The organism is Rheinheimera soli, assembly GCF_031457405.1.
Lineage (GTDB): Bacteria > Pseudomonadota > Gammaproteobacteria > Enterobacterales > Alteromonadaceae > Pararheinheimera > Pararheinheimera soli_A.
On the sequence record NZ_JAVDWR010000004.1, the window covers coordinates 144,376 to 167,988 of the forward strand.

The 23,613-nt window shown below is 46.8% G+C and carries 29 protein-coding genes; 12 read left to right on the forward strand and 17 right to left on the reverse strand.

Going from position 1 to position 23,613, the window contains the following annotated elements; translation table 11 throughout:
- Positions 1–125: 125 nt before the first annotated feature.
- From J2W69_RS08695 to J2W69_RS08715, 5 genes are all read left to right on the forward strand, one after another.
- Entirely contained in the window at positions 126–2,828 is a 2,703-nt protein-coding gene (locus tag J2W69_RS08695) for a TonB-dependent receptor (protein WP_310276823.1), read from the forward strand.
- Positions 2,829–2,907: 79 nt separating this feature from the next.
- Positions 2,908–4,380, forward strand: coding sequence for a CehA/McbA family metallohydrolase domain-containing protein (locus J2W69_RS08700; RefSeq protein WP_310276825.1), 1,473 nt, complete (start codon positions 2,908–2,910; stop codon positions 4,378–4,380).
- Positions 4,381–4,490: 110 nt separating this feature from the next.
- Positions 4,491–5,558, forward strand: a complete 1,068-nt coding sequence (locus J2W69_RS08705; protein ID WP_310276828.1) for a helix-turn-helix domain-containing protein — start codon at positions 4,491–4,493, stop codon at positions 5,556–5,558.
- Positions 5,559–5,681: 123 nt separating this feature from the next.
- Entirely contained in the window at positions 5,682–7,061 is a 1,380-nt protein-coding gene (locus tag J2W69_RS08710; protein ID WP_310276833.1) for an amidohydrolase family protein, read from the forward strand.
- Between the two features lie 29 nt (positions 7,062–7,090).
- Entirely contained in the window at positions 7,091–8,845 is a 1,755-nt protein-coding gene (locus J2W69_RS08715; protein WP_310276836.1) for a S41 family peptidase, read from the forward strand.
- 3 nt (positions 8,846–8,848) lie between these two features.
- On the opposite strand, the gene J2W69_RS08720 is transcribed toward J2W69_RS08715, so the two are convergent.
- The 5 genes from J2W69_RS08720 to J2W69_RS08740 form a co-directional block, all read right to left on the reverse strand.
- On the reverse strand, positions 8,849–9,208 hold the full coding sequence (locus J2W69_RS08720) for a VOC family protein (RefSeq protein ID WP_310276839.1): 360 nt from the start codon (positions 9,206–9,208) through the stop codon (positions 8,849–8,851).
- 49 nt (positions 9,209–9,257) lie between these two features.
- On the reverse strand, positions 9,258–9,692 hold the full coding sequence (locus J2W69_RS08725) for a hypothetical protein (protein ID WP_310276843.1): 435 nt from the start codon (positions 9,690–9,692) through the stop codon (positions 9,258–9,260).
- A gap of 106 nt (positions 9,693–9,798) precedes the next feature.
- On the reverse strand, positions 9,799–10,350 hold the full coding sequence (locus tag J2W69_RS08730) for a DinB family protein (protein WP_310276845.1): 552 nt from the start codon (positions 10,348–10,350) through the stop codon (positions 9,799–9,801).
- Between the two features lies 1 nt (position 10,351).
- Positions 10,352–10,753 (reverse strand): VOC family protein, encoded by a 402-nt coding sequence (locus tag J2W69_RS08735; protein ID WP_310276848.1) that lies wholly within the window; start codon positions 10,751–10,753, stop codon positions 10,352–10,354.
- The gene (locus tag J2W69_RS08740; protein ID WP_310276851.1) at positions 10,750–11,205 is read right to left on the reverse strand and encodes a hypothetical protein; all 456 of its coding nucleotides are present in this window, start codon (positions 11,203–11,205) and stop codon (positions 10,750–10,752) included. The genes J2W69_RS08735 and J2W69_RS08740 overlap by 4 nt, the downstream gene beginning before the upstream one ends.
- Before the next feature lie 81 nt (positions 11,206–11,286).
- On the opposite strand from J2W69_RS08740, the gene J2W69_RS08745 reads away from it, so the two are divergent.
- The 3 genes from J2W69_RS08745 to J2W69_RS08755 all read left to right on the forward strand — a co-directional run bounded on the left by J2W69_RS08745 (position 11,287) and on the right by J2W69_RS08755 (position 12,538).
- A complete protein-coding gene (locus J2W69_RS08745) occupies positions 11,287–11,619 on the forward strand; it encodes an iron chaperone (protein ID WP_310276856.1) in 333 nt (110 codons plus the stop codon).
- 152 nt (positions 11,620–11,771) lie between these two features.
- Positions 11,772–12,044 (forward strand): type II toxin-antitoxin system TacA family antitoxin, encoded by a 273-nt coding sequence (locus J2W69_RS08750; RefSeq protein WP_008899898.1) that lies wholly within the window; start codon positions 11,772–11,774, stop codon positions 12,042–12,044.
- Positions 12,044–12,538 (forward strand): GNAT family N-acetyltransferase, encoded by a 495-nt coding sequence (locus tag J2W69_RS08755; RefSeq protein WP_473091923.1) that lies wholly within the window; start codon positions 12,044–12,046, stop codon positions 12,536–12,538. Before J2W69_RS08750 ends, J2W69_RS08755 begins: the two co-directional genes overlap by 1 nt.
- On the opposite strand, the gene arsJ is transcribed toward J2W69_RS08755, so the two are convergent.
- The 5 genes from arsJ to J2W69_RS08780 are packed head-to-tail and all read right to left on the reverse strand — an operon-like array spanning position 12,535 to position 16,762.
- Entirely contained in the window at positions 12,535–13,755 is a 1,221-nt protein-coding gene (gene arsJ, locus J2W69_RS08760; protein ID WP_310276861.1) for an organoarsenical effux MFS transporter ArsJ, read from the reverse strand. The genes J2W69_RS08755 and arsJ overlap by 4 nt on opposite strands.
- Positions 13,756–13,794: 39 nt before the next feature.
- Complete coding sequence (locus J2W69_RS08765; RefSeq protein WP_310276864.1) at positions 13,795–14,808, reverse strand: ArsJ-associated glyceraldehyde-3-phosphate dehydrogenase; 1,014 nt, start codon at positions 14,806–14,808, stop codon at positions 13,795–13,797.
- A 35-nt stretch (positions 14,809–14,843) separates the two neighbouring features.
- Entirely contained in the window at positions 14,844–15,335 is a 492-nt protein-coding gene (locus J2W69_RS08770) for a phosphatase domain-containing putative toxin (RefSeq protein ID WP_310276867.1), read from the reverse strand.
- Complete coding sequence (gene arsB / locus J2W69_RS08775) at positions 15,332–16,378, reverse strand: ACR3 family arsenite efflux transporter (protein ID WP_310276870.1); 1,047 nt, start codon at positions 16,376–16,378, stop codon at positions 15,332–15,334. Before arsB ends, J2W69_RS08770 begins: the two co-directional genes overlap by 4 nt.
- A gap of 33 nt (positions 16,379–16,411) precedes the next feature.
- On the reverse strand, positions 16,412–16,762 hold the full coding sequence (locus tag J2W69_RS08780; protein WP_310276873.1) for a metalloregulator ArsR/SmtB family transcription factor: 351 nt from the start codon (positions 16,760–16,762) through the stop codon (positions 16,412–16,414).
- 146 nt (positions 16,763–16,908) lie between these two features.
- On the opposite strand from J2W69_RS08780, the gene J2W69_RS08785 reads away from it, so the two are divergent.
- On the forward strand, positions 16,909–17,451 hold the full coding sequence (locus J2W69_RS08785) for a PH domain-containing protein (protein ID WP_310276876.1): 543 nt from the start codon (positions 16,909–16,911) through the stop codon (positions 17,449–17,451).
- Positions 17,438–18,910, forward strand: coding sequence for a PH domain-containing protein (locus tag J2W69_RS08790; RefSeq protein WP_310276879.1), 1,473 nt, complete (start codon positions 17,438–17,440; stop codon positions 18,908–18,910). The genes J2W69_RS08785 and J2W69_RS08790 overlap by 14 nt, the downstream gene beginning before the upstream one ends.
- Here the strand turns inward: J2W69_RS08790 and J2W69_RS20635 are convergent.
- Entirely contained in the window at positions 18,893–18,979 is an 87-nt protein-coding gene (locus tag J2W69_RS20635) for a DUF3303 family protein (RefSeq protein WP_405047879.1), read from the reverse strand. The two genes, J2W69_RS08790 and J2W69_RS20635, sit on opposite strands and share 18 nt — an antisense overlap.
- Before the next feature lie 62 nt (positions 18,980–19,041).
- The gene (locus J2W69_RS08795) at positions 19,042–19,593 is read right to left on the reverse strand and encodes a YdeI/OmpD-associated family protein (RefSeq protein ID WP_310276882.1); all 552 of its coding nucleotides are present in this window, start codon (positions 19,591–19,593) and stop codon (positions 19,042–19,044) included.
- A gap of 186 nt (positions 19,594–19,779) precedes the next feature.
- Here J2W69_RS08795 and J2W69_RS08800 point away from each other — a divergent pair, with 186 nt between their 5' ends.
- Complete coding sequence (locus tag J2W69_RS08800; RefSeq protein ID WP_310276885.1) at positions 19,780–19,962, forward strand: hypothetical protein; 183 nt, start codon at positions 19,780–19,782, stop codon at positions 19,960–19,962.
- A 456-nt stretch (positions 19,963–20,418) separates the two neighbouring features.
- Here the strand turns inward: J2W69_RS08800 and J2W69_RS08805 are convergent, their stop codons facing one another.
- The 5 genes from J2W69_RS08805 to J2W69_RS08825 all read right to left on the reverse strand — a co-directional run bounded on the left by J2W69_RS08805 (position 20,419) and on the right by J2W69_RS08825 (position 22,242).
- On the reverse strand, positions 20,419–20,691 hold the full coding sequence (locus J2W69_RS08805; protein ID WP_310276888.1) for a type II toxin-antitoxin system RelE/ParE family toxin: 273 nt from the start codon (positions 20,689–20,691) through the stop codon (positions 20,419–20,421).
- Between the two features lie 29 nt (positions 20,692–20,720).
- Positions 20,721–21,176, reverse strand: coding sequence for a DMT family transporter (locus J2W69_RS08810; protein WP_310276891.1), 456 nt, complete (start codon positions 21,174–21,176; stop codon positions 20,721–20,723).
- A gap of 77 nt (positions 21,177–21,253) precedes the next feature.
- Positions 21,254–21,490 carry a DUF3303 domain-containing protein gene (locus tag J2W69_RS08815; protein WP_310276894.1) on the reverse strand — a complete coding sequence of 79 codons (237 nt, stop codon included), beginning with the start codon at positions 21,488–21,490 and terminating at the stop codon, positions 21,254–21,256.
- Positions 21,491–21,535: 45 nt separating this feature from the next.
- On the reverse strand, positions 21,536–21,730 hold the full coding sequence (locus J2W69_RS08820; RefSeq protein WP_310276898.1) for a hypothetical protein: 195 nt from the start codon (positions 21,728–21,730) through the stop codon (positions 21,536–21,538).
- A 107-nt stretch (positions 21,731–21,837) separates the two neighbouring features.
- Positions 21,838–22,242 carry a DUF1801 domain-containing protein gene (locus tag J2W69_RS08825; protein ID WP_310276901.1) on the reverse strand — a complete coding sequence of 135 codons (405 nt, stop codon included), beginning with the start codon at positions 22,240–22,242 and terminating at the stop codon, positions 21,838–21,840.
- Positions 22,243–22,545: 303 nt separating this feature from the next.
- Between J2W69_RS08825 and J2W69_RS08830 the strand changes: the two genes are divergently transcribed.
- Positions 22,546–23,553 (forward strand): Fe(3+) ABC transporter substrate-binding protein, encoded by a 1,008-nt coding sequence (locus J2W69_RS08830; protein WP_310276904.1) that lies wholly within the window; start codon positions 22,546–22,548, stop codon positions 23,551–23,553.
- The last annotated feature ends 60 nt before the right edge of the window (positions 23,554–23,613 follow it).

Genomic DNA, 23,613 nt, shown 5'->3' on the forward strand with positions numbered 1-23,613 from the left:
AAAAAACCTTCATAAAATTCTCTGTCCATAAATCCCTGGTCGTTGCTCTTTAGGGGGACTGCTGCGCATTTGCGCCTGGCAGATTTACTTAATCAGCTTAACTAACCAGGAATAATGGATTAATTATGAAGACGAATCTTCGCAAGAGTCATCTGGCTTTGGCCGTTCTGGCTGCAATTCCGGCTTTTTACAGCCCTGTATTGCTGGCTCAATCTGCTACGGAAACTGCAGCGGCAGAAACTGAAGTTATTGAAGTCAAAGGTTTTCGCAGCTCCATTATCAAAGCCAAAGATCTAAAGCGTGAAGCCATGATCGCTCAGGATTCGATAGTGGCGGAAGATATTGCGGATTTCCCTGATCTGAACCTGGCTGACTCACTGCAACGTGTGCCCGGTGTCACTATTACCCGTGAAGGTGGCGAAGGCCGGCAGATTTCTTTGCGTGGTTTAGGCCCTGATTTTACCCGTGTTCAGGTCAACGGCATGGAGGCTTTAGGCACGTCGTCTTCGCCTATGGATGCGCGTGGTGCTGTGTCCCGTACCCGGGCTTTTGACTTTAATATTTTTGCTTCTGAGCTGTTTAACCAGATTGATGTGAAAAAATCCTTTTCTGCCGATCAGGAGGAAGGTGGCATAGCTGGTACTGTCAATTTACGTACCGCCAAACCTTTTGATTATGACGGCGCTCAGGCGGCTGTTTCTGCTCAGCTTGGCACCAACAGCAATACCGACAGCACAGACCCTCGTATCGCGGCTTTATTGTCGCAAACCTGGTCGAATTTTGGTGCGCTTGTGTCTGTAGCGTACAGCGACAGAGCCACTAACGAATACGGCACTAATACCACGCGCTGGCGCCGTGAAGGTGGCAAAAAAGCTGCCGATGCCACTAATACTGAACTCCAGGCAGAGCTGGATTCAGGCGAATTATGGTTTCCGCGTGGTCACCGTTATTCGGTTTGGGAAAATGATCAAAATCGTTTAGGTATTACTGCTGCTTTGCAGTACAAACCCAGTCAGGATTTCAGTCTGGTGCTGGATTTGATGCACGGCAAACTGGAAAACCAGTTGTCTGAGCATCATATGGCGGTAAAAGATAACTCTGTAGTCAACAACTTAGTCTGGCGTGAGAAAAACGGCGACAAAGAAGTGATTTATGCCGATTATAAAAATGCGACCTGGCGTAATGAAAACCGTCAGGATCGCAACGAGTCGGTATTTAATCAGCTGAGTTTAACGGCCGACTGGACTTTAACTGACGACTTAACAATGAGCGCTATGCTTGGTCACAGTTCGTCAGATTACGAGCAACCACGAGTCAATAAACTGAATATCGAAGCCAGTAAAAAAGTGAATATTATTACTGATTTCACTCAGGACGCTTTTTATGGTCAGAGTTATTCACCTGACTTTGATGTGGCCGCTCTGGACGGTTACACAGTCAAAGACCTGTACTTTCAGTCGAACTTTATTTACTCCGACTTTGACAATGCCAAGCTGGATTTTGAGTATCACTTAACTGACAACTCGAGCCTGCATTTTGGTGTGAATCATAAGAAATTTACGAACTCAGGTTTTGAACGGGTGGCGCAGGATTTCCCGACCAATAAAGCCACACCACAAAATCAGGGCGTAAAAACACTGACGGCAGAGCAGGTGCAGGTATTTAGCGGTCATCCGGATCAAAGCTGGTTACAAGGTGATATGGCGGCTTTGCAGGCATTTTATGGCCTGACGAATTTTGCCTTAACGGATGAGCATACAATAGAAAGCTCAGCCTATGATATAGCGGAAGAAACCCAGGCCGCTTATCTGGTGTACGACACCGAATATGATGTGGCAGGTATGCCGCTTCGTGCCAATATAGGCGTGCGTTACTTCACTACAGAGCTAAGCTCAAAAGGTTTGTCGAAAGGCATTCCAACGGAGATGGTGCGTGATTACTCAGACTATTTGCCTAGCCTGAACATTGCCTACGAATTTGCTGAAGATGTCATTTGGCGTACTGGCCTGAGCAAAAACATGACCCGTCCTTCGTTAGGCGCTATGGCGTTTTCGGCCAACGTCAGCCAAACCTCTTTAGGCGAAAATGATATAGGCCGGATTTCAGTGGGTAACCCACATCTGAAGCCTTTTGAATCCAATAACTTTGATACAGCAGTTGAATGGTATTTTGAAGACATAGGTCTGGCCTCAGTGGCGCTGTTTTACAAAGACATTGATAATTTTATCGTGACTGAAACTCAGCAAATTGTGTACAGCGAATTAGGTCTGCCTGCACAGTTATTGCCTGTAGGTAAAACTGTGGATGATATTTTTAACGTATCGTCGCCACAAAACTCTGACTCATCCAGCATCAAAGGTTTTGAACTGGCGATGCAACGCGACCTGGATTTCCTGCCTGCGCCCTTTAATAACCTGGGCGTGATCGCTAACTACACCTGGGCAGATGGCAATACTTTGTATCGCAACGTAGAAAACTCAGGTGAAGATCAAGTCAAACCTTTTGCTGGTTTGTCGAAGCAGAGCTACAACTTCACGCTGTATTATGAAACAGAACAGTGGGGTGGCCGTGTGGCAGCGGCGTATCGCAGCGATTACATCACAGGTGTGGAAAGTGGTTCTATCGACGATGACGAACGGGGTTACCATGCCACAACTCACGTGGACTTCTCGGCGTTTTACCGCTTAAGCGAGCATGTAAAACTGAATATTGAAGCCATGAACCTGACCAATGTGCGTGACGAGTTGTACAGCGATTCCAACGACAGAGCGTACAACACCACCTTTAGTGGCCGGACTTATATGGCGGGGGTGACTGTACAGTTCTGATCTAGTTAGAAAAAAGCCCTGATTCTGTTGAGTCAGGGTTTTGCTTTACCCCGGGTTTCTTAGTAGTAAGGTGTAGTGAGTGAAAACTTTTGTCGTAAATAAAAAGCAGATTGGCCTGGCTGCTGTAGTGACTTTGCTCATGGCGTCATGCCAGCAGATTCAACTGGAACAAAAACCAGAGCAAGGCAAAAGCTGGCTGGCCGGTGATCACCATGTGCATACCCATTACAGCGTGAAATGGGATAACTCTGTGTTTCCGCCCACGCCCATCATTGGAGGAGATGCCAAATATTCAACAGCATTGAATGCGCAAATGGCCGCACATTATGGTTTAAGCTGGATGGTGGTGACAGACCACGGCGGGCCAAATCGTGCCAAGTTGGCGCTGGAGCAGGCTTACCCTGAGCTTGTAGCTTCGCGTAAAGCTTTACCGCAGATTCTGCAATTTTACGGTATGGAGTTTGATGTACCTGGCAATAGCCCAGGTGGTCGTCATGCCAGTTTTATTATGCCGCACAGCCCAACAGAAGCAGAGCAGCTGTACCAGATAGAAAGCCGCTACAACGGCCGTCAGGGTGTGCCACCAGGGCCGGAAAAAGCTGAAGATGCTTTTATGCTGCAGGCGCTGAAAGCCATGAACGAACTACCGGATAAACCTCTGCTGTTGGTCAATCATCCGGCGCGTTTAGCCACTGGTTTTCGGCAGTACAACAAAGTGACTCCAGAGCAACTACGAGACTGGCAGGACACAGCTCCGGATGTAGTCATTGGTATGACAGGGGCCGAAGGCCATCAGGCAGCGACCTTAAATCCGGATGGCAGCACAGATGCAAATGCCATTCGAGGTGAATACCCCCATTATCCGACTATGGGCGGCTACGACCAGATGACAGCCCGTTTAGGTGGGGTTTGGGATAGTTTATTAAGCGAAGGCCGGCACTGGTGGGTGACAGGCGTATCAGACAGTCATGGTCATTACACTGATGGTTGGGCTGATTTCTGGCCTGGCCAATACGCCAAAACTTATGTCTACGCCGATAAAAACTACGACAGTATTTTTGCAGCACTGAAAGCAGGGCAAGTTTTTGTCACCACTGGTGATTTAATAGATGCATTGTTTGTTGAAGTCGCAGTCAAAAACTCTACTAAAACCGCCACAGCGGGCCAGACGCTAACTGTAAAACCTGACGACGAGCTGGTGCTGCGCGTGCGTTTTCGTGACCCCAATAGCAACAACGGCGGTGGTTTTAACCCCCAAGTGCAACGAGTGGATGTGATTCAGGGGCTTATCACAGGCCCTGTACAAAACCGTAACAACGACGAAGCACCAGATACAAAAGTCACCAAGCGTTTTTACGCAACCGACTGGGCTAACAAAGACGGCTACAGCCAGTTTGAGCTGCCACTGGGTAAAGTAAGCAAAAGCCAGTATTTACGTTTGCGTGGCACCAACAATAAAAACGAGTTGGAGCCAGAAGCCGATGCCAAAGGCGAAAACCCATGGTTTGATTTGTGGTTTTACAGTAATCCGGTGTTTATTAAGCTGCAATGACCTTCGCTTATCGGTAGTGAGCTGAGGTTTTTGATAGCGACAGTTGGGGCTAAGTCGTATTATCTGCTCTGTTTATTTTTGTATGCTACATCTGAAAGAGAGCAGACGTTGTGATTTCAGTGGTGAATTTAATTCAGGCCGCTTTACTGGCCGTGGCTTTATTAGGCCTGTGTTTGCTCAGTGGCAAAAAACAGCATCAGGGCTTTATCTGCTTATTGCTGCTGGTTGTATTGCTCTGTGTTTTTAATCTGCTGGAAGAAACCAACCTGACTCGTGATTTTTATTTGGTCACGCCGGTTTTTGTTTTAGGTTTAGCACCAGCCTTTTATCTGGCGGTTAAATCGGCTTTTACCAGCAGGCTTGAATGGCAAGAGGCCCTGCATTTTTTACCTATGCTGGCGTTATTGCCTTTAGCTCAACAGCAACCCCAATGGGTGATTGCCATTGGTACTGCATGGCGTTTGGGCTATGCGCTGCTAACCTTCCGCCTTGTCTGGCAATTTAACCAATTGCTCAGACAGCAACGCTCCGACGCAGAGGAGTTATCTTTTGGCTGGTTTGCTTGGGTATTAGCTGTGCAGACCCTGGTCAGTATGCTGGATTTGCTGCGTCTTAATATGCAACCCGCTTTGGGCCAGCTGTTGAACCAGATTGGGCAGGGGCTAAGTACTGCTATCACTCTGGTTTTATTGGCTTATCTGATTGTGAAGCTGGTCAAAACCCCGGTGGATTTAGCCAGTTTAAGTCTGGTTTGGCAAAGTGAACACAGTTCAGACGAGCAAAGCCCGGCAGGTTCTGGAGCAGAGCCTTCTCTGATTCGCAGTGAAAATGCTGCGGACTACAGCGGTATTTTTACTGAACTGGATCAGCAAATTCGCCAGCAGCAATGGTATACCCAGCCTCGTTTAAGTTTGGAGCAGTTATCCGAATTGACAGGTTTGAACCCAAGAGATATCTCCCGTGCTATTAATCTGGTGGCAGGGCTTAACTTTAATGACTACATTAACCAACTCAGAATTAAGCAGGTGCAACGGCAAATGTTGCAACAGCCTGATACGCCTTTACTTACTCTGGCGCTGAACGCTGGTTTTAACTCTAAATCCAGTTTTAATACCAGCTTCAGGCAGTGGGTTGGTTTAACCCCTTCGGCTTATCGGCAGCAACAGTTGAATACCTGACTTCAGGTGCAGGATCTTGTTTTCACAAGGATAAAAACAAGATCCTGTACGACCTTCAGCGAAAAAAACATCAGCATCAACAGACCCGAATTACAGAGCTGAGCTGTGATGTTAAGAAACCTTGTGATAACCAAAACTGCTTTGTTTACCTTGGCCTTGAGCCTTCTCGTATTTTGTTTTTTATTCCCGGGTTGCAGCAGTATCAAACCTTTACCTGTGGCCGGTATGGTGGTGATTGATCAGATCAATCTGATTGATGTTAAAAACCGGCAGGTGCTCAGGCAGCAACAAGTCGAGCTGAAAAACGGCAGAATCTCTGCTATTCGCCCAGCCGGAACCGTCATTGAAGATGCAAATGCTGTGGTCATTGATGGTTTAAATGGCTACCTGACGCCAGGCCTTTTTGATATGCATGTGCATCTGTCTGATCCAGCAGCGCTGCAGCTGTCTTTATCGCATGGAGTCACTCATCTGCGTGTGATGCATGGCCTGCCGCAGCTTTTAAAGTGGCGGGACTCTATAGAGAAAAATGAAATGCTTGGCAGCAGTATGACGGTCAGTAGCCCTATTCTGAGCGCCACTAAAAGACCCACTACCATCTCAGTTACAGATGCAACAGAGGCTAAAGCCGCTGTGCGTGCTGCTTATGCTGAAGGTTACGACTTGATCAAAGCTTATGGCGATTTATCGGCACAAAGCCTGAATGCTGTTGTAACAGAAGCTGCTGTGTTGAGAATGCCTGTAGCCAAACATGGCCCGAATCCGTCAGGTGCTCTGCCCTGGCAGGAATTGGCTGCTATGCAATCTTTGGATCATGTGGAAGATATTTATCAGGGGCCTTTGCACTACCAACAGGACTTAGCTGCGCTACAAGAGGTTATAGAACAACTGAAACTACTTCAGGTACCTGTTACTCCAACCCTGAATATCTTCTGGCAGTTGACCGCTATCAGCCGTGATAAAGAGGCATTTTTAGCTACTTTACCTCAGGGCTATATTTCTCCACTGATCGCTTTTGAAGAGCGGCATAATCAGGTTGCTCGTTGGCTACAAAGCACAGATAAGATGGCGGTACATAATCGTCAGACGTTGCAGTTTTTAGTACAAATCACCCGTCAGTTGCATGAAAAAGGAGTGCCATTGCTGGTTGGTTCTGATGCCGGAGCCTTGTTGTCTCCCCATGGTTTGGCCACTCATACCGAAATGCAGTTGCTGCAACAAGCTGGTCTGGATAGCTTTGCTGTATTGCATGCAGCCACCATAGCACCAGCAAAAGCGCTTGGTTTGGCAGAGCAGGCAGGCCAAATTCGTCCGGGCTATAAAGCAGATTTTATCTACAGCAAAGAAAACCCAATCATTGAGTTATCAGTATTGCGTGAGCCTGATGCGGTGATGAAATCTGGTCGCTGGTATAACGAAGAACAGCTGAAAGAGCTGCGCCAGCAAGCCATTAACGGGCGCAGTCTGGGACAAGAGTTGTGGTTGATCCTGAGCAATTATTAATAACCAATACAGCAATAAAGAGTGAGTCGATGAAATTTTTTTATGCCTTTTTACTGTCGTTCTTGTGTTGCCAGGTAGCTCTGGCTCAGGCTTTTTCTAAAGCAGCAAGCACCACAAATACAGCTATCGGCTTTTATCCTGGCCAGAATTACCCGGCTGATCCAGTCAGTTATTGGAAGATGAGAGATCAGGCTATTCAGGGAGCTAAAAAGGGTGAATGGTCTGCCGTTTTACCACTTTTAGAAAAAGTAACACTGCAGTACAACGATGATGGCGATAGCTGGTTTTTATTGGGTCATGCTTATTTGCAGACAAAACAGTACCAGCAAGCGATCCCTGCTTTTAAACAGGCTTTACAATTAGGCACTATTTTGACAGGCGTAAAATCGGCTTCGGCCCCTTCAAACGATATTATGGTGAAAATTGCAGAAAGTTATGCAGCACTGAAGGATTCGGCCAATGCGATGCTGTGGCTGAATAAGGCTTTGCAGGCGCGCTGGGATGATCGTAAATCGCTGATCAATAACGCTGCTTTTGCAAATCTGTCTGGCCTGACCGAATTCCACAAAATTACAGGGGAGTTTACGCAGTCGAATCTCGCATCAGCAGAGCGATGGCAGGCTGACCTGGATTTCCTGTTAAGTGAAATCGAACGCTTGCATGTGAACCCGTATCACCATATCAGCAAAGACCAGCTGCAACAGCATGTGAATTTGATTAAAAAAGACATACCTCAACTTAGCGGTCCACAAGTGGTGTTTCGTTTTATGCAGTTGTTGGGTTCTTTGGGCAATGGCCATAATTTTATACTGCCTACCGGCGCCAAAACAGCCTCTTTAGTCAGGCTGCCTCTGCAGTTTTATTGGTTTCATGATGGTGTGTATGTAGTGCAGGCGACTGAGCCGTATCAGCATTTAGTTGGGCAGCAATTGCTTAAAGTAGCTGAAACCCCTGTTGATCAGGTGTTGGCGAAACTTGCCAGTGTCAATGCCAGAGATAATGAAATGCAGCAGTTATGGTTGGGCCCTTATTACCTGGGTTTACCAGACGTGCTGGCTGGGATAGGCGTGGTTGAAAATGCAGAAAATGTTCCGCTAACTTTTACCACAACAACAGGTCAACATAGCAGTGTCAACCTTACAGGTGAGCCTTTTAGCTTCAGCGGTTTTCCTACCTTACCGCAGTTAGAACAAGCAGATAATCCATTGTATTTGCAAAACAAAAACCGCAACTACTGGTATAAAACTGACAAGGAAAACAACTATTTATATCTGCAATTTAATGCTGTGGCGCAAGACAAATCACAATCGCTTGAAGCTTTTAGTACTGAAGTTCGGCAGCAACTGGCGAAAAGCGAAGTCGATAATCTGGTGCTTGATCTACGACATAATAGTGGTGGCAATGGCTCTATTTTGCCGCCATTAACCCGGGCTTTAATTCATTTTAAAGAGCAGCGTGCAGAGGCAAAACTGTTTGTGATTGTCGGCAGAAACACCTTTTCTGCCGCCCATTTATTGCTGGCTGATTTAAATCGGCTCACTGACGCTATTATTGTTGGCGAACCCAGTGGCAGCAGGCCTAATCATTTGGGGGAAGCAGGCTGGTTTCAATTGCCATACAGCGGTGTAGTTGGAATTATCTCTTCTCAATACCATCAGGCGTCAAAAGCTGAGGACCATAGAATTTGGGTGGCTCCTCAGCTGCCAGTCACTTTAGATTCTAAGCGGTATTTTTCGGGTAAGGACCCGGCTATGGAAGCTATTGTGAAGCTGATTAAATCCTGAGCGTTACACCTGACCTTCAGACCAAACCGCAAATTCATTGCCGCTGGGTTCGGTAAAGTGGAAACGGCAGCCGCCCGGGAAGTCAAAAATAGCTTTAATCACAGTGCCGCCATGCTGTTGTACTTTGGCTAAAGTGGCCTTGATATCTGCACTATAAAGCACCAATAAAGCCGCACCTGTTGCCGTGCTGGAGCTTTGTTCTGAACGGAAAAATCCGCCATCCAGGCCTTGATCGGAAAAGGCAATATAATCCGGGCCATAGTCGGTAAAACTCCAGTCAAAAGCCGCACCAAAAAATGCTTTGGTGGCTGCTAAGTCTGTGGCCGGGAATTCGACGTAGTTTAGTTTTCCATCCTGATTCATTGGTGCTTTCCTTTGAAATAACTCACTAAAATTCTTTATTACTGCCGCTTCAGCTTCCGATAGAGGGTTTTGGCTGCAACTTATTACCAAGCAGGATACCAAGCCAGGCCATCGGCAGATAAGCCAGCAGCAGATCCAGGCTGATAAACCAGACAGGAGCCGAGATCATATAACTTGCGGCAATACCACCGCAGAGGAAAAACACCCCAATACCATAAGCAAAACGGTTTTTATGACTGGCCGCAATCAGATAAGCCACTAAAGCGCCAACCAGAGTACCAAGGGCATGCGCCAGAAAAGGCATAATAAAATGCTGGGGTTCAAACAGATGTATGCCAAGGCTCAGGCTTTCAGCGTTATTCACATCAACACCAGCAGGAGGCGGAATAAGCATAGGGCTGATGCTGACCAGCAGCATATTGGCCGCTGCACCTGCCACAATACCTACAAAGATCGCGAGCAAGTTTCGGAGTAGTTTAAGCATATAGAGGTTCTGCAAAGGCTTGTTTAGCATTTAAGGTAGATGAGTTCTGACCACTGAGCAATATCAAGGTTGGTTCGGCGCATAGTGCTTCACTTGAATTTATGCCTTAGAGAGCAGCATCAGCTGGTTCGTTATCAATCAGCATCAACAGATCTGTCACGCCAACCTCTATGCCCATCTGGGAAAATAAAGTGGTTAACTGGCCGCGGTGGTGAGTTTGGTGATTAAACAAATGCTGCAGTAAAGACGAAAACCTCTTTTGCATCAGCTCGCCTTTCATATTGGTGTAAGGCAACACCTGCTGCAGGTGCTGTTCATCCAGTTCGGCACACAAGGTTAAAAGCAGACTGTCCAGTTGTTGGCGGCTCTCATACAGCTGATTAAAATCCGGATACAACATCTGGTCAAGGGCCGCAGGGGCAGGGAAATTGCTGAGCTGTTGCAGTACCCTGGGTGGGTTAGCAAGTTGCTGATATCTGTTCAGCCAGATTAAATCGGCCACCAGCAAATGGTTCAGAGTACCGGCGACAGAGCCAAAAAATGCGCCTCTGTGCTGAAACCACTCGTCGGCGCTTAGTGCTGACGCCAGCTGATACAAAGTGGCATTCATCCGTTGATTGTAAGATGCAAGCAAACAGAAGTTGTGTAGCAGTGACATACTATTCCTTAGAAAAAACCTGTTCGCGTTTTTCTTCCATTAAACCCACTAAATTGCCATCCGGGTCGCGGACAAAACCAGTCCAGAGCTGATGATCCGGCATTTGTGCCGCCAATGCAGGTGAGCGTTCGGCTGTAGCACCACGACTAAGAATACTGGTATACACAGTTTCAATATCCGACACTTTAAAATACAAAATAGAATTGGCACCGACAGTTCCGGCGCCTTGTGCTGTGCTCAGCATCAGGCGAACCCCGCCGGCATTCAGAAACGCCAATTGCGGGCCTGCTGAGAACAAAAACTCCAGGCCAAGGCTATCACGGTAAAACGACAGCGCTTTTTCAACATCGCTGACGGTAATAGCAATTTGGCCAATAGTGGATAAATGGGTGGTTGTTGTCATGTATTGTCTGCCTCTTCGCTTACTATGGCAGTAAATATCTCAAATAAAGCAAGAGATGCAAAGCCAATAACACAAGCTGTGATGGGGAAATGGATAAAATCTAAAACTGAGGTGGAAGAGGAAGCGACAGTATATTCTCTTCTGACAAACCAGGGATAAAAAGCAAAAAAGAAGAACAGCAGCGAAGGTAAGCTAAATGCCACTATTCGTGCCGGTTGTGTTGAAAAGCCGGATGACAAAGACAACAAAAGTGCTGTCAGAAAAGGCGATAAGGTTAGCAACAAAATGACAGGTTCTGTAATTTTAAGTTTTAAGCCAATCACAGTAAAAATTAACAGGGCTAAAATAAGGGTTCGGTAAATACTGATCTTTTTCATCTGCCATCCTTGGGTGAGCCGAAGCAAAATCTGTGTTTCATATCCAACACTAGAGCAGTTTTCCTGCTTTGGCAACGATTGCCAGAGCAAGCCTTAGCTTGTAGTTTGTAAGCTAAGGTTTAACCCATAGATGCAAAAGCACAAAGGAGTATGACTATGGACCTGGCTGATTATCTGGCCGCTTTACCTGAACAGCGCAGGCTCAGGCTGGAGGTGCTGATCACTGAAATCAAGCGGCTCTATCCGGACGCGCAGGAAAGCTTGTTGTATAGCATGCCCACTTACCAGTGGCAACAAGGTTGGGTGGCTGTGGCCAACCAAAAAGGTTATGTTTCCCTGTATACCTGCTCGCCTGAGCATTTACTGCAGTTTCAGCAAAAACACCCAGGTATCAAATGTGGCAAAGGCTGTATTAATTTTAAAGATAAAGACCCGCTGCCACTGCAGGATCTGCAACAGGTGATCACCAGTGCGATGACGGCCTCTTAGCCTGGTCATTGGTCGACGTAGAAAGAGCGCAATGTTTCCGCTAATTATGTAGATTCTGTCATACAAGGTGCCACTTTGACACGCCGCTTGATCTTTCATCAGGAGAGGCAGATAATTTATCAAAGTGCCACTTTGGCACGGGAGATTAAATAATGGCGACTACACCACCTCGTATTACAGCAAGAGTTGATAGTGAAACCCAAAACTTGCTAGCTAAAGCTGCGGCTATCACAGGAGTATCAAGCATAAATTCTTTTGTGCTGAGCGCAGCAGTTGAGAAAGCCAAACAAATTATTGAGCGTGAGCAAAAGCTGAAGCTTTCCGAACGCGACGCCTTACTGTTGATGGAAGCGCTTGATAACCCGGCTAGTGTTCATACTCATCTGGCGGCTGCATTTGCCCGTTATGAAGGCAAAGTTCAATAATGCAAAGCCTGTTGCTGGATAAATCGAAACACGACAGAAATCGATTTAATTGTGGCATCGATGCTTTAAACAATTACTTAAAAGTCATGGCAAGCCAGCAAAGTAAAAAAGACAATACCCGTACTTTTGTGCTTGAAGATAAAACCAATTCCCAACACATTGTCGGTTTTTATACCCTGAGCATGACTCCGGTAGATATGCAGAGTCTTCCGGCGGCACTGCAGAAAAAGCACCATTCTGCAACATCGGGTGGCCTGATAGCACGGCTTGCAGTGGATGAAAGATACAAAGGTCAGAAATTAGGTGAGTGGTTGTTGATTGACGCACTTAAAAAACTACTGCAAGCCAGTGATGCAGTAGGTTTCCCTGTCATTATTGTGGATGCAAAAGACGGAGCCAAAGGTTTTTATCAAAAGTATGGCTTTCGCTCCTTTGAGGATGCTGAACATAAGCTTTTTATCACCATAGCTGATGTGCGTGCCAGCTTTGGCTAAATGGCATCATTGTTTTTCTGTTCAGCTTTCGCCTTAGGCAAAAAGCAGGACAACAGCACAGTTGCCAGAATAAAGCCGCTGGACCAATACAGGCAGGCTTCTAAGCCTTGGGTTTGATACAAGTAGCCCGACAACAGAGTGCCAATTAAGCGGCCCATGGCGTTGGCCATATAATAAAAACCAACATCCAGCGATACGCCATCAGATTTGGCATAGCTGACAATCAGATAGCTGTGAAGCGATGAGTTGATGGCAAATACAGCACCAAATAGCAGCAGTACTGACACTAACAAGGTTTCAGTTGGGAAAGGCAAGGGCAATAATTTCGCCAGCACAGCTGGAATCAGACAAAGCCCAAAAGCCCAGCCCACAGCAGCCCAACGGCCCGGTACTTTGCCTGCTTTTTTACCTGTAATGAATGGCGCCATGCTTTGCACCACTCCATAACCAATAATCCACAAGGCCAGAAAAGTGCCTATGGCCTGTTGGCTCCAGGCCAGTTGCTGAGCTAAAAACAGCGGCAGCGCTATAACAAACCATAAATCCCGCGCGCCAAATAAAAATAACCGGGCGGCGGATAACAAATTAATAGGGCCACTTTTCGACAGCATGTCTTTAAATTTCGGTTTGTAACTGCTTTTACCTAAGTCCTTTTTCAACAGCACTAAACTTAGCAACCAAACCAAAGCTAAAGCAGCAGCCATCACAGCTACAGCGCCCTGAAAACCTAATTGAGTTAATAAAAAGCCGCCGATAAAAAAGCCAACCCCTTTTAGTGCATTTTTCGAACCTGTCAGCACTGCAACCCATTGATAAAGTTTGCTTTGGGAGTCCTGCGGCACCAATAATTTAATTGAGCTTTTGGCGCTCATTTTATTTAAATCTTTGGCGACACCAGACATCGCCTGAGCGGCCATTACCCAGGGTACTATTAACCACTCTGCAGGAACCAATAACATCGACAGCGCTGCTATTTGTAAAAACAGCCCTATATTCATGGTTTTATTCAAACCAATACGAGCGCCCAGCCAGCCACCAAAGAGGTTAGTGATCACACCAAACAGCTCGTAAAACACAAATAACGAGGCAATTTCTAAAGGGCTGTAACCAAGTTTATAAAAATGCAGCAGCACCAGCATACGCAAAGCGCCGTCTGTCAGGGTAAAAGCCCAGTAGTTGCCTGTGACAACCATATATTGCTTCAGTGCCGTCTGCATTTTACTTTTCCTATTTGCTAAGAACCCAAGTACCCTTGTTTAAGCTTTGTCGGATAAACCAACTAGTTTTGCTAGTTCCACAGTGCGGTTAGCGTAGCCCCATTCGTTATCGTACCAGGCATAAATTTTTACCTGGGTGCCGTTAATCACCATAGTCGACAACGCATCGATAATGCTGGAACGTGGGTCGGTTTTATAGTCAACAGAGACCAGAGGCCGTTCTTCATAACCCAGAATATCTTTTAATTCCTGTTCAGAAGCTGCTTTTAATAAGGCGTTTACTTCTTCAGCAGTGGTGGCACGTTCTACTTCAAAGACGCAGTCGGTAAGTGAGGCATTGGCCAAAGGTACCCGCACTGCATGACCATTTAAGCGGCCTTTGAGTTCAGGGAATATTTCAGTAATAGCAGTGGCTGAACCTGTGGTGGTTGGGATTAAGCTGCTGCCACAAGCGCGGGCGCGGCGTAAATCCTTATGCGGTGTGTCCAGAATAGACTGGGTATTAGTTAAGTCGTGAATAGTGGTGATAGAGCCGTGTTTAATACCCAGCTTTTCGTGGATCACTTTCACCACAGGAGCCAGGCAGTTGGTGGTGCAGCTGGCCGCTGTGACTATCTTATGTGTCAGAGCATTAAACAGATGATGATTGACACCCATCACCACGTTTAATACGCCTGCTTCTTTGACTGGAGCGCTGACGACAACACGTTTTACGCCTTGATCTAAATAGCCCTGCAGCTGGGCTGAGTTTTTCATTTTGCCCGAACATTCAATGACTATATCGCAACCCGACCAATCGGTGTCTGCAATAGCTTTATTGTGCGTGACTGCAATACGCTGGCCTTTGATCATGACTGTATTAGCTTCAGATTCAGCCTGATTTAACCAGCGACCATGCACTGAGTCGAAATTCAGTAAATGGGCAAAAGTAGCGGCATCACCGGCCGGGTCGTTGATTTGCACAAACTCAAATTCAGGCCAGTCAAAAGAAGCACGTAACGCCAAACGACCAATACGGCCAAAGCCATTAATACCAACTTTAATTTTTTGCATCTTGTTTGTCTCCGCTAAAAATTCGTTTAGGCCGATTATTCGGCAAGGCTTTGAAAATACGCCTGATGGGGGGCTAAGGTCAGTGCGTAAGGCCGCAAAGCCTGCACTAAAGCCAATGTTTCAGCTTTGCTATAACCCAGTTCCAGCAACAGCTGAGCAGCAACTAAACCAGTACGGCCCGAACCCCCTTTGCAATGAATAGCCACTGTGCCACCTGCGTGTAACAGCGGCAGTACCACTGCGGAGGCTGCTGGCCAGTTCTGCTGAAAGTCTTGCTCTGGCGCATGATCATCGGCAATAGGCAGTTGAAACCACTGAATGCCAGCCTCTGCACAAAGCTCTGGCAGTTGTTCTGCATTATTCAGTTGCATTTCAGTTGTTGGCATCAGGGTCAATAGCACCTGGGTACCAGCTGCTTTTAATTGCTGTACTGAGCTGGCTAAATCCACGCCTTTAGTACCAGGGCAAGGTGTAAAGATGATGCCGCCGCCTTGGGCCAGCGGTAATAAATCAAATGGGTGTGTCATGCTTGAGTGTCCTTCGATAAGTCTGAATTTGGAAAATAACGGCGGGTTTTATTGGCATACCACACCAGAGATAACATCACTGGCACTTCCACCAGCACACCAACCACTGTGGCTAAAGCAGCACCTGAGTGCAGGCCAAATAAGGAAATAGCCACAGCAACCGCCAGTTCAAAAAAGTTAGAAGCGCCTATCATGCTGGCTGGTGCAGCTATGTTGTGAGGCAATTTCAGCCGACAGGCACTGTAATAACTTAAAGCAAAAATGCCGTAAGTTTGCAGCAACAGCGGTATAGCTATCAGCACTATAGCGACAGGTTGGCTTAAAATAGTCGGCGCCTGTAAACCAAACAGCAGCACTACTGTGGCCAGTAAACCCAGTACAGACCAGGGTTTAATACGAGCCAAAAATTGCGGCAAAGCATCTGTATTGAGGTTTTGTTGCAGTTTTTTTCGGGTCAATACACCTGCCACTAAAGGCAGTACCACATACAGAAGTACAGATAACACTAAGGTGGGCCAAGGCACGCTGATATCTGATACGCCCAACAGCAGCGCCGTAATAGGAGCAAAAGCAAACACCATGATCAGATCGTTCACCGACACTTGCACTAAGGTGTAGTTGGCATCCCCTTTGGTCAGTTGGCTCCAGACAAACACCATGGCGGTGCAGGGCGCAACACCAAGTAAAATCATACCCGCTATATATTCAGTGGCCGTTTGAGCATCCACCCAGTCAGCAAATAACACGCGGAAAAATAACCAGCCAAGTAAGGCCATGCTAAAAGGTTTAATCAGCCAGTTTATGACTAAAGTCAGCACTAAACCTTTAGGTTCGCGGCCCACTTGTTTGATGGCAGAAAAATCAATTTGCACCATCATGGGGTAAATCATTACCCAGATAAACAGGGCTATCACCAGATTTACATTGGCATATTCTAAAGCGGCGACGGCATTAAACAGCTCTGGGATCAGTGAGCCCAAAGCCACACCCAACAGAATACAAAGCCCAACCCAAACCGATAAATAGCGTTCAAATAATCCCATTCACGTCGCTCCGTTTTGATGCTGTAGTTTGAGTTAACAACAGCCTTTTTGCCGCTCTGGCCTGTCACCCATCTGACAAAGTTGTTGCTGGTTTAATGCCAGCCAACCAGAATTTGCGGCTGCTGTCTGTTGCAGACACAACAGAGCCCAGTCTGGTAATTGTGGATTTAAACGGTAATAGACCCACAAGCCTTGTTTGCGGTCGAGCAGAATGCCATCGCGGCGCAACTGGGCTAAATGACGGGATATTTTGGGCTGGTTATCGGCTAAAGCAGCCACCAGCTCGCACACACAAAGCTCTTGTTCCTGCTGAATAAGCAGCAAACAACGTAATCTGGTTTCGTCTGATAAGGCTTTAAAAAAGGTGACAGGCTCAAGTAGCATGATTGAAATTCGTATATATGGAAAACCATATGCACTAGTTTATATGTGTTTTTCCATATGTAAACTTAAATTTAGTCAGAACCGGGATTAGCCTTGCTTGACGCCTTTGCGTTATGCTGGCGTTTTGAAAATCAGGAGGCTTTGCCATGAGCAATCAGTTGCTTGATACCGGATTTCTGCACGACCAGTGCTTGTCCGGCCCATTACCCGACCAGTGGTTGTTGTTACCAGCGCAGGCTTTAATCAAAAGACGTTGCAACTGGCTGCTGACTTTGCTGGTGGTGGTGGCCGTATTGCTTATTGGGCAGTGGTGGTGGGGCTCAGACTGGGCATCTTGGCTGTTTCCACTCTGTTGGGCTCTAACCGCATTATTTTTTCTGACCAGTTGGTTCTGGTTACCCCTGGAAATCAGGCACAGCAGATTTTTACTCCGTACTCAGGATTTTCTGCTGCAATCCGGCGTGCTCTGGCGCAAAGCTGTGCTGATCCCTTTGCATAGAGTGCAACATGTCACTATTAGCCAGGGGCCACTGCAAAAACGCTTTGGGCTGGCCACTCTCAAAGTCTATACAGCCGGTGGCATGGAAGCGGAAGCTGCGCTGGCTGATATTGACTATGCCGTAGCACAGGTGCTGAGTGAGCAGCTTAGTTTGTTGATCCCGCGTGGAGATAGTGATGCCGGACACTGAGATACCAGCACAGCAGGTACTATCTGAAGATTGGCAGCGCAGCTCTGTTTGGGCACTGTTGCCGCTGCTGGTAAAAGCCGTGGTGCAATGGATTGGTGTGATCATTGGTGGCGCTTATTTGTCTTTCAGTAGCAACTTTCAGGCTTATGCTCCCTATTGGATTACAGGGGTGATTCTGTTGGTTCTTGGCAGTGCTTTGTTGAACTGGCGCTACACCCTGTTTCGGGTGTCAACCCAGGGCGTAGAGTTACGGCGCGGCGTGCTGCAAAAAGAACATCTGCTATTGGCAAAATCACGCATTCAGGAGCTGCAAGTTCAGCAACCCTTCTACTTCCGGCCGTTGCGGTTATTTACTGTTAGTCTTGATAGTGCTGGCAGCCAACAACAAGAGTTTTATCTGACCGGCGTGACGTCAGAGCAACTGGTTTTGTTGCAGGGTGGTGTGCAGCTTGAGCAGGAATTGCCTTCGACGCCATTTGTGCGGGTTTGGCTCGCTACTTTATACAACAAACATTTGTGGTTGCCCTTAGTGGCAGTTTTAGGAGCGGCGCAGTCGCAGCTGGATGGTAAGTTGTTTGACCACTTATTTGCACAAGGCCGTGAAGTGCTGCAAGAGTCAGGGTTGCAGCAAAGTTTTGCGCTGCAACTAGCGGCAAGCCTGAGCGTATTGCTGATGGTTGGCTTGGTGTTGCTGCTGATGACCTTGATTTGGCTCTATCCACAGCGTTTTTTACGTGATGAGCGACAACTGCAATTGACCCAGGGCGTTGTATTAAAAAAATCCCAACGGATCCATGCAAAACGGGTGCAGATGATGACTGTTAACCAGCCGTGGCTGGCGCGGATTTTTGGTCATTTTTCACTTATTTTCCATGGTTTTACCAATGCTCAGGTACAGAGAAGTAAGTTTATATTGTTAGGGCAAACCGGTGAGGACATTAATCAGCAATTAAAGGCGCAACAGCTTTTAGCGCTGTCTGAGATCCAGCGACTCCCTTTACAGCGTTATGTGCCCGCTTATTTCCAACGCTTGTTGCTGATCAGGGGCATCATTGCTGTATTACTTAGTCTGCTGTGTGTAGTTCTGTGGCAAACTGAAGTGGTTGCTTTCAGTACGGGCGCTCTGGTGCTGTTGGTTGCAGTACTTTGGCTGTTGGCCGATCTGTGGGCCTACCGTCGTTGGCATGGATTCTGTGTGCAGGATCAGGTGTTGTACTTGTGGCATGGTGGCCTTGGTCAGTTCTGGCAGGTACTGCCGCTGCAGCAAGTACAAAAAGTACAGCTGCTGCAATCCTTGTTTTTTCGCCGGCAACAGCTGGTGCAGGTGAAATTCAGTACGGCCAATGGCACAGTCACACTGGCAGCACTACCCAATCAGCAAGCTCAGGATTTATATCGGCTGGTGCTGGAGTTAAGGCCTGAGTTAGTTTCAACCCCTGAATTAATCGAGCGGCACTAATTCAAAATCAACAAAGTCGTCCCATTTTTTAAACCACTGATAAAAAAGCTCACTGTCATTGGATTCCATAAGCTGATAACACAGATCCAGCTCTTTATTCTTACCCGATCCGAATTCAAACAAAAGTTTACTTAATCAGCCGGTTTGGGGGCGCTGAAGGCTTTACTGTAATAGCCTGATGGATCAAAACAACAAACCCTGCTTTTGCCTGACGCAAGCATGTCGCAGGCATTAATGATCCGCTTGATCCGGGTTTTAGACTGCCTGGCTGAAGTAATCCAATGTATCCAGTCCAGGCGCGCTATGGTGGTTGTGTTGTCCCAAACGGCCCGAGCCTCTGGAGCCGCCTGCAAGGCTTCATGCAGATCGGCTGGAATTTCAGGTTCAGGTTCTGCCTCCACAGCCATAATTTCAATGCTAACAATGTCGCCTGTGTTCAGGCCTGCGGTTTCGAGTAGTTCCTCGTTTAGCCGCAACCAATGACTCAACTGGCCATCCGGCTCAAGCGTGGCCTGAAAGCTATGACCGTTGACTGAACCTTTTACCGTAGTTCTTCCTCGTCTGGGAAGCTTTGCGCTTGCGCTTTTAGGCAGAACTACAAAAGCCCACTGAGTATCACCACCCGGGGTGGCAGGTTTACACAGTTTTTCTTTGAACTGGGATTTAGTGTCGCTTTGGTTCATTGCTAATCAGCCCTTAGATGTGCCTGACATTTGTATGTTGTGCGGGCAGCTTACTAGTGTTGTGCTCTTGCCGTCTTAAGAGTCTAAATTAAAACAGGTTTCCTTCTTTGGCAACAAGCCGCAGTTCTTCTTTTTTAGTGAGCTGCGGCTTAGCCTCCATGCAGCAATCTGCTGCAGCATCACCTGATGATCCGTAACACCATCTTCCTGATGGAAGATGTGGCCAGTGAGGTGGATTTGACTGGTGGGCGGGTTGAGCTGCAGTATCTGCCTTGTACCTGGAAAGAAGTAGTGCAGGCGGCAGAGTGGGCCGGACAGGCACGGGCGCTGGGCACAGGTATTGCCGCGGCCGGATGCAACAGCGGGTAAGAATGCGTTTTTTGTACCACAAAATTGAGCTGCTTTCAGCTACCTCGTTCAGCATATTACAGCGCCAGATGACAAGACACCCGGAAGCGCTCAATCTGGACTTAGCCAGAAGCCAGCAGGTGGTTCGGAACTTTCTGCTGTGCATTGAACAAGAATTGTTGGGGAGTGAGAATCCCTGTATAGCTGCAATACGTATTTTAAAAAAGCCACAGCAGCTATTGCTGGCGCTGGTAGACGCAAGCCTGAACCATTTGCAACTTGTACATTAGCTTCCGGGAGATCCATGATGCAGATATGCTTTTGAATTTACAGGCCAATGGCACAGTCACACTGGCAGCACTACCCAATCAGCAAGCGCAGGATGTATATCGGCTGGTGCTGAAGTTGCGGCCTGAGTAATTGTTGCCACAACGACTGCATGCTGTGTGGTATTTATAGAGCCCGCGATGGTGTTTGTTAGTCGTTTTTGCTATTCAACATAAACTTACGTAAATCCCGCTCTTCACACATAACATACAAAACAAAGACTTTTTCACCAAGGTGTTTATAAAAAATGAGGTAAGGATTAGCTAGTACTTCACGATAGTTAAGATGTTCAAGCTCTGCCGGAATTCGACCAGAATCAGGGAGCATTTCCAGACATTCAACTTTAGCAAAAACGGATTGAACCAAATGTTTCGCTGCAGCAGGGTTTTCAACAGCAATGAAAATCGTACTCAGCTGGCACACAGAGCCGGATCGGATCTATGTGCAACACGCTATTTTTTCGACACCATAATGACCCCAATAATTAAAAACACTGCACCTATAATGCGGTTGGTTGAGATTTCAATTTTAGGATAGCCAAGCAAACCCTGTTGATCGTAAAAAATTGAGGCTATAACCTGACCACAGACGACTGAGATTGCCAGTGCTACAGCCCCCACTTTTGGTGCAAGATAAATGGACATGACAATATTAAAGGCACCAAAAAAGCCACCTAGCCAGGCCCACCATGGAATGTTGAGTGCTTCTGCCGGAGAAAACCAGTTATCGTTTTGGATCAGAATAATGGCACCCAGCACCAGTGTGCCGATCAGGAATGACAGAAATGCAGCTTGTACAGGGGAGGCTAAAGCTGTTCTTAATTGAGCATTCACACCGGCCTGAGAAGCCAAAGAAACACCAACAACAATAGCGGACAAAAACAAAATAGAACTACCAATGTCTTTCAACAACATTCTCCAATATCTGGCTGGTTTTCATAACCCTGCCTGCAGCAGCTTGGGTTGGATCACTTCCGGGATCTGAATTAATCGAGCGGCACTAATTCAAAATCAACAAAGTCGTCCCATTTCTTAAACCACTGATAAAAAAGCTCACTGTCATTGGACTCCATCAGTTGGTAGCAGACATTCAGCTCTTTATTGACCCAGGAATTCAGATAATGCAAGCCCTCAGGGAACATACGACCCAGGCTGTTATATCTTTGATAATTAGCCTCAATACAACCGGGTTTAAACTTCTCAATAACCATGTATTTTTTCATTTCTCAGGTCCTGTATGGCCAAACAAAAGGGGTTATGTTGGTTAATTAGTTATCAGTATCGGTGCAGTTCTGTTTTTTCTTTTGCAAAACACCAATAACAACGCCTGCCAGTATGCCAGCACCTATACCTAAGGCGAAATGTCCGACAGCGACACCTAATCCGGAGCCTGTAGCAACACCTATGCATAACCAAAATCCAATTGGGTTTGCCAGTTCAGTTTTGTTTTTCCATGTACTCAATGTGTTTTGTCCTGAATAACCAACCCAGCCATCAAATGCGGGCAACTTGTTGCGAATTCAGCGCTGATGGCTTGTTGTAATGCTGATTGTGATAGCTTTTTACCTGATCAGGCCCCAAGGAGAGGAAGGTGTTTCAGGCTATGGTATTTTAATGCCAACTGCAGGCAATGGCTTAATGGCCCCTGCTTTATAGCCGTATTTAACGGCAGCACTAGTGCTCTGTTTCCTTCATAGCTAAATTCATCCCGGTATATCTCTCTGAAGGTTTCAACCAGGCTGGTTTGGCAATGAAAATAGATGTGGATCACAGCCGGGTTTTTTGCTTTCCAGTCTATTCGGATTGTGCTGCCACCTTTGACCAGGTAGCTGGCTTCTCCCCATTTCAGAGTTTCTTCCACTGTACCCAGGGCATTTTCTGCTGCGACAGTAAAAATCAGGCCGCGAACATATTCAAGCTGCCTTTGAGCCTCTAAAGGATAGGTGGCAAATTTGGCTTGTATTTCAGGTGCCATACCAGCTCCGGATGAATGATAAATAACAGCAGTTTGTCTGGCCTTGCCAGCTGAAGCGCCTAAATTAGAATAGTTTTCCTGCATCAGCAACAAATCACAGCTCAACTTTTAACAATTAATGTTACAAGCTGTGTCTGCTTAAAGTCCGCTCTTTGTAACCCCACGTATACATGTCGGATCCAGTGACCACGCTTTAACCTTTTAAAGCGACAATTTGCAGCAAAATTGCTTTTGTTATTTGAGAATAGTTCTTGTTTGTGGCTATACTGCGGCAACTTTCAGTGAACCTCAACGGAGTATCCGATGAAATTGTGGCAAAAATCTTTAGTTGCAGTGGCTTTGTCTGCAGCTGCTTTGGCTCAGGCAGCAGAAGTGAATGTGTATTCTGGCCGTCAGGAAGAACTGATCAAGCCAATGCTGGATAAATTCAGCAAAGAAACCGGCATTAAAGTAAACCTGATCACCGGTAAACCGGATGAACTGATCAGCCGGATGCAAAGTGAAGGCCGTAACAGCCCGGCCGATTTGTTGATCAGTACGGACGTAGGCCGTCTATACCGTGCTGAAACTCAGGGCTTATTGCAGGCGGTGGATTCTAAAGTACTGACCGACGCTATTCCAGCCAGCTTACGCGATCCACAGCAGCAGTGGTTTGGTTTAACTATGCGCGCGCGCCCTGTGATCTATGTGCCGGGAAAAATAAAACCAGAGCAGTTAAGCACAGTTGAAGATTTGGCTGATCCAAAATGGAAAGGAAAAATTTGCATCCGCTCTTCTGATCATATTTATAACCAATCGATGGTTGCCTCTTTATTAGCTCAGTTAGGTGAAGAAAAAACTCAGGCCTGGGCCAATGGTTTTGTCAAAAACTTCGCTCAGCCACCTAAAGGCGGTGACCGCGATCAGATCAAAGCAGCAGCTGCTGGTGTTTGTGATATTGCCATTGCCAACACTTATTATTTAGGTGGCATGTTTGATGAGGCGGGTGACAAAGCTGCAGCTGAAGCTGTGAAGGTATTCTGGCCAAATCAGCAGGACCGTGGCGCTCATATCAATATCTCAGGCGCTGGTGTGGCTAAATATGCGCCTAACAAAGCCGAAGCGGTTAAACTGCTGGAATATATGATAAAACCTGAAGCTCAGAGCTGGTACGCAGAAGTGAACCACGAGTATCCTGTAGTGCAGGGCGTAAAATGGAGCCAACGACTTGAATCTTTTGGGCAATTTAAGGCAGACCAGTTACAATTGTCGACCTTAGGCGAATTGAACGCCAAAGCTATCACCGTAATGGACAAAGCTGGCTGGAAATAATTCCCCCGCGTATTCAGTGTTATAGCTATAGAAGGGCGACCATCAAGGTCGCCCCTGCGT

What these genes read in the sequence shown, in the direction of transcription:
- J2W69_RS08695 (WP_310276823.1), top strand. Translation starts at nt 126, where the DNA reads ATGAAGACGAATCTTCGCAAGAGTCATCTGGCTTTGGCCGTTCTGGCT.
- J2W69_RS08715 (WP_310276836.1), top strand. Translation starts at nt 7,091, where the DNA reads ATGAAATTTTTTTATGCCTTTTTACTGTCGTTCTTGTGTTGCCAGGTA.
- J2W69_RS08720 (WP_310276839.1), bottom strand. Translation starts at nt 9,208, where the DNA reads ATGAATCAGGATGGAAAACTAAACTACGTCGAATTCCCGGCCACAGAC.
- J2W69_RS08725 (WP_310276843.1), bottom strand. Translation starts at nt 9,692, where the DNA reads ATGCTTAAACTACTCCGAAACTTGCTCGCGATCTTTGTAGGTATTGTG.
- J2W69_RS08730 (WP_310276845.1), bottom strand. Translation starts at nt 10,350, where the DNA reads ATGTCACTGCTACACAACTTCTGTTTGCTTGCATCTTACAATCAACGG.
- J2W69_RS08735 (WP_310276848.1), bottom strand. Translation starts at nt 10,753, where the DNA reads ATGACAACAACCACCCATTTATCCACTATTGGCCAAATTGCTATTACC.
- J2W69_RS08745 (WP_310276856.1), top strand. Translation starts at nt 11,287, where the DNA reads ATGGACCTGGCTGATTATCTGGCCGCTTTACCTGAACAGCGCAGGCTC.
- J2W69_RS08750 (WP_008899898.1), top strand. Translation starts at nt 11,772, where the DNA reads ATGGCGACTACACCACCTCGTATTACAGCAAGAGTTGATAGTGAAACC.
- J2W69_RS08755 (WP_473091923.1), top strand. Translation starts at nt 12,044, where the DNA reads ATGCAAAGCCTGTTGCTGGATAAATCGAAACACGACAGAAATCGATTT.
- arsJ (WP_310276861.1), bottom strand. Translation starts at nt 13,755, where the DNA reads ATGCAGACGGCACTGAAGCAATATATGGTTGTCACAGGCAACTACTGG.
- J2W69_RS08765 (WP_310276864.1), bottom strand. Translation starts at nt 14,808, where the DNA reads ATGCAAAAAATTAAAGTTGGTATTAATGGCTTTGGCCGTATTGGTCGT.
- J2W69_RS08770 (WP_310276867.1), bottom strand. Translation starts at nt 15,335, where the DNA reads ATGACACACCCATTTGATTTATTACCGCTGGCCCAAGGCGGCGGCATC.
- arsB (WP_310276870.1), bottom strand. Translation starts at nt 16,378, where the DNA reads ATGGGATTATTTGAACGCTATTTATCGGTTTGGGTTGGGCTTTGTATT.
- J2W69_RS08780 (WP_310276873.1), bottom strand. Translation starts at nt 16,762, where the DNA reads ATGCTACTTGAGCCTGTCACCTTTTTTAAAGCCTTATCAGACGAAACC.
- J2W69_RS08785 (WP_310276876.1), top strand. Translation starts at nt 16,909, where the DNA reads ATGAGCAATCAGTTGCTTGATACCGGATTTCTGCACGACCAGTGCTTG.
- J2W69_RS08790 (WP_310276879.1), top strand. Translation starts at nt 17,438, where the DNA reads ATGCCGGACACTGAGATACCAGCACAGCAGGTACTATCTGAAGATTGG.
- J2W69_RS20635 (WP_405047879.1), bottom strand. Translation starts at nt 18,979, where the DNA reads ATGGAATCCAATGACAGTGAGCTTTTTTATCAGTGGTTTAAAAAATGG.
- J2W69_RS08795 (WP_310276882.1), bottom strand. Translation starts at nt 19,593, where the DNA reads ATGAACCAAAGCGACACTAAATCCCAGTTCAAAGAAAAACTGTGTAAA.
- J2W69_RS08800 (WP_310276885.1), top strand. Translation starts at nt 19,780, where the DNA reads ATGATCCGTAACACCATCTTCCTGATGGAAGATGTGGCCAGTGAGGTG.
- J2W69_RS08815 (WP_310276894.1), bottom strand. Translation starts at nt 21,490, where the DNA reads ATGAAAAAATACATGGTTATTGAGAAGTTTAAACCCGGTTGTATTGAG.
- J2W69_RS08825 (WP_310276901.1), bottom strand. Translation starts at nt 22,242, where the DNA reads ATGGCACCTGAAATACAAGCCAAATTTGCCACCTATCCTTTAGAGGCT.
- J2W69_RS08830 (WP_310276904.1), top strand. Translation starts at nt 22,546, where the DNA reads ATGAAATTGTGGCAAAAATCTTTAGTTGCAGTGGCTTTGTCTGCAGCT.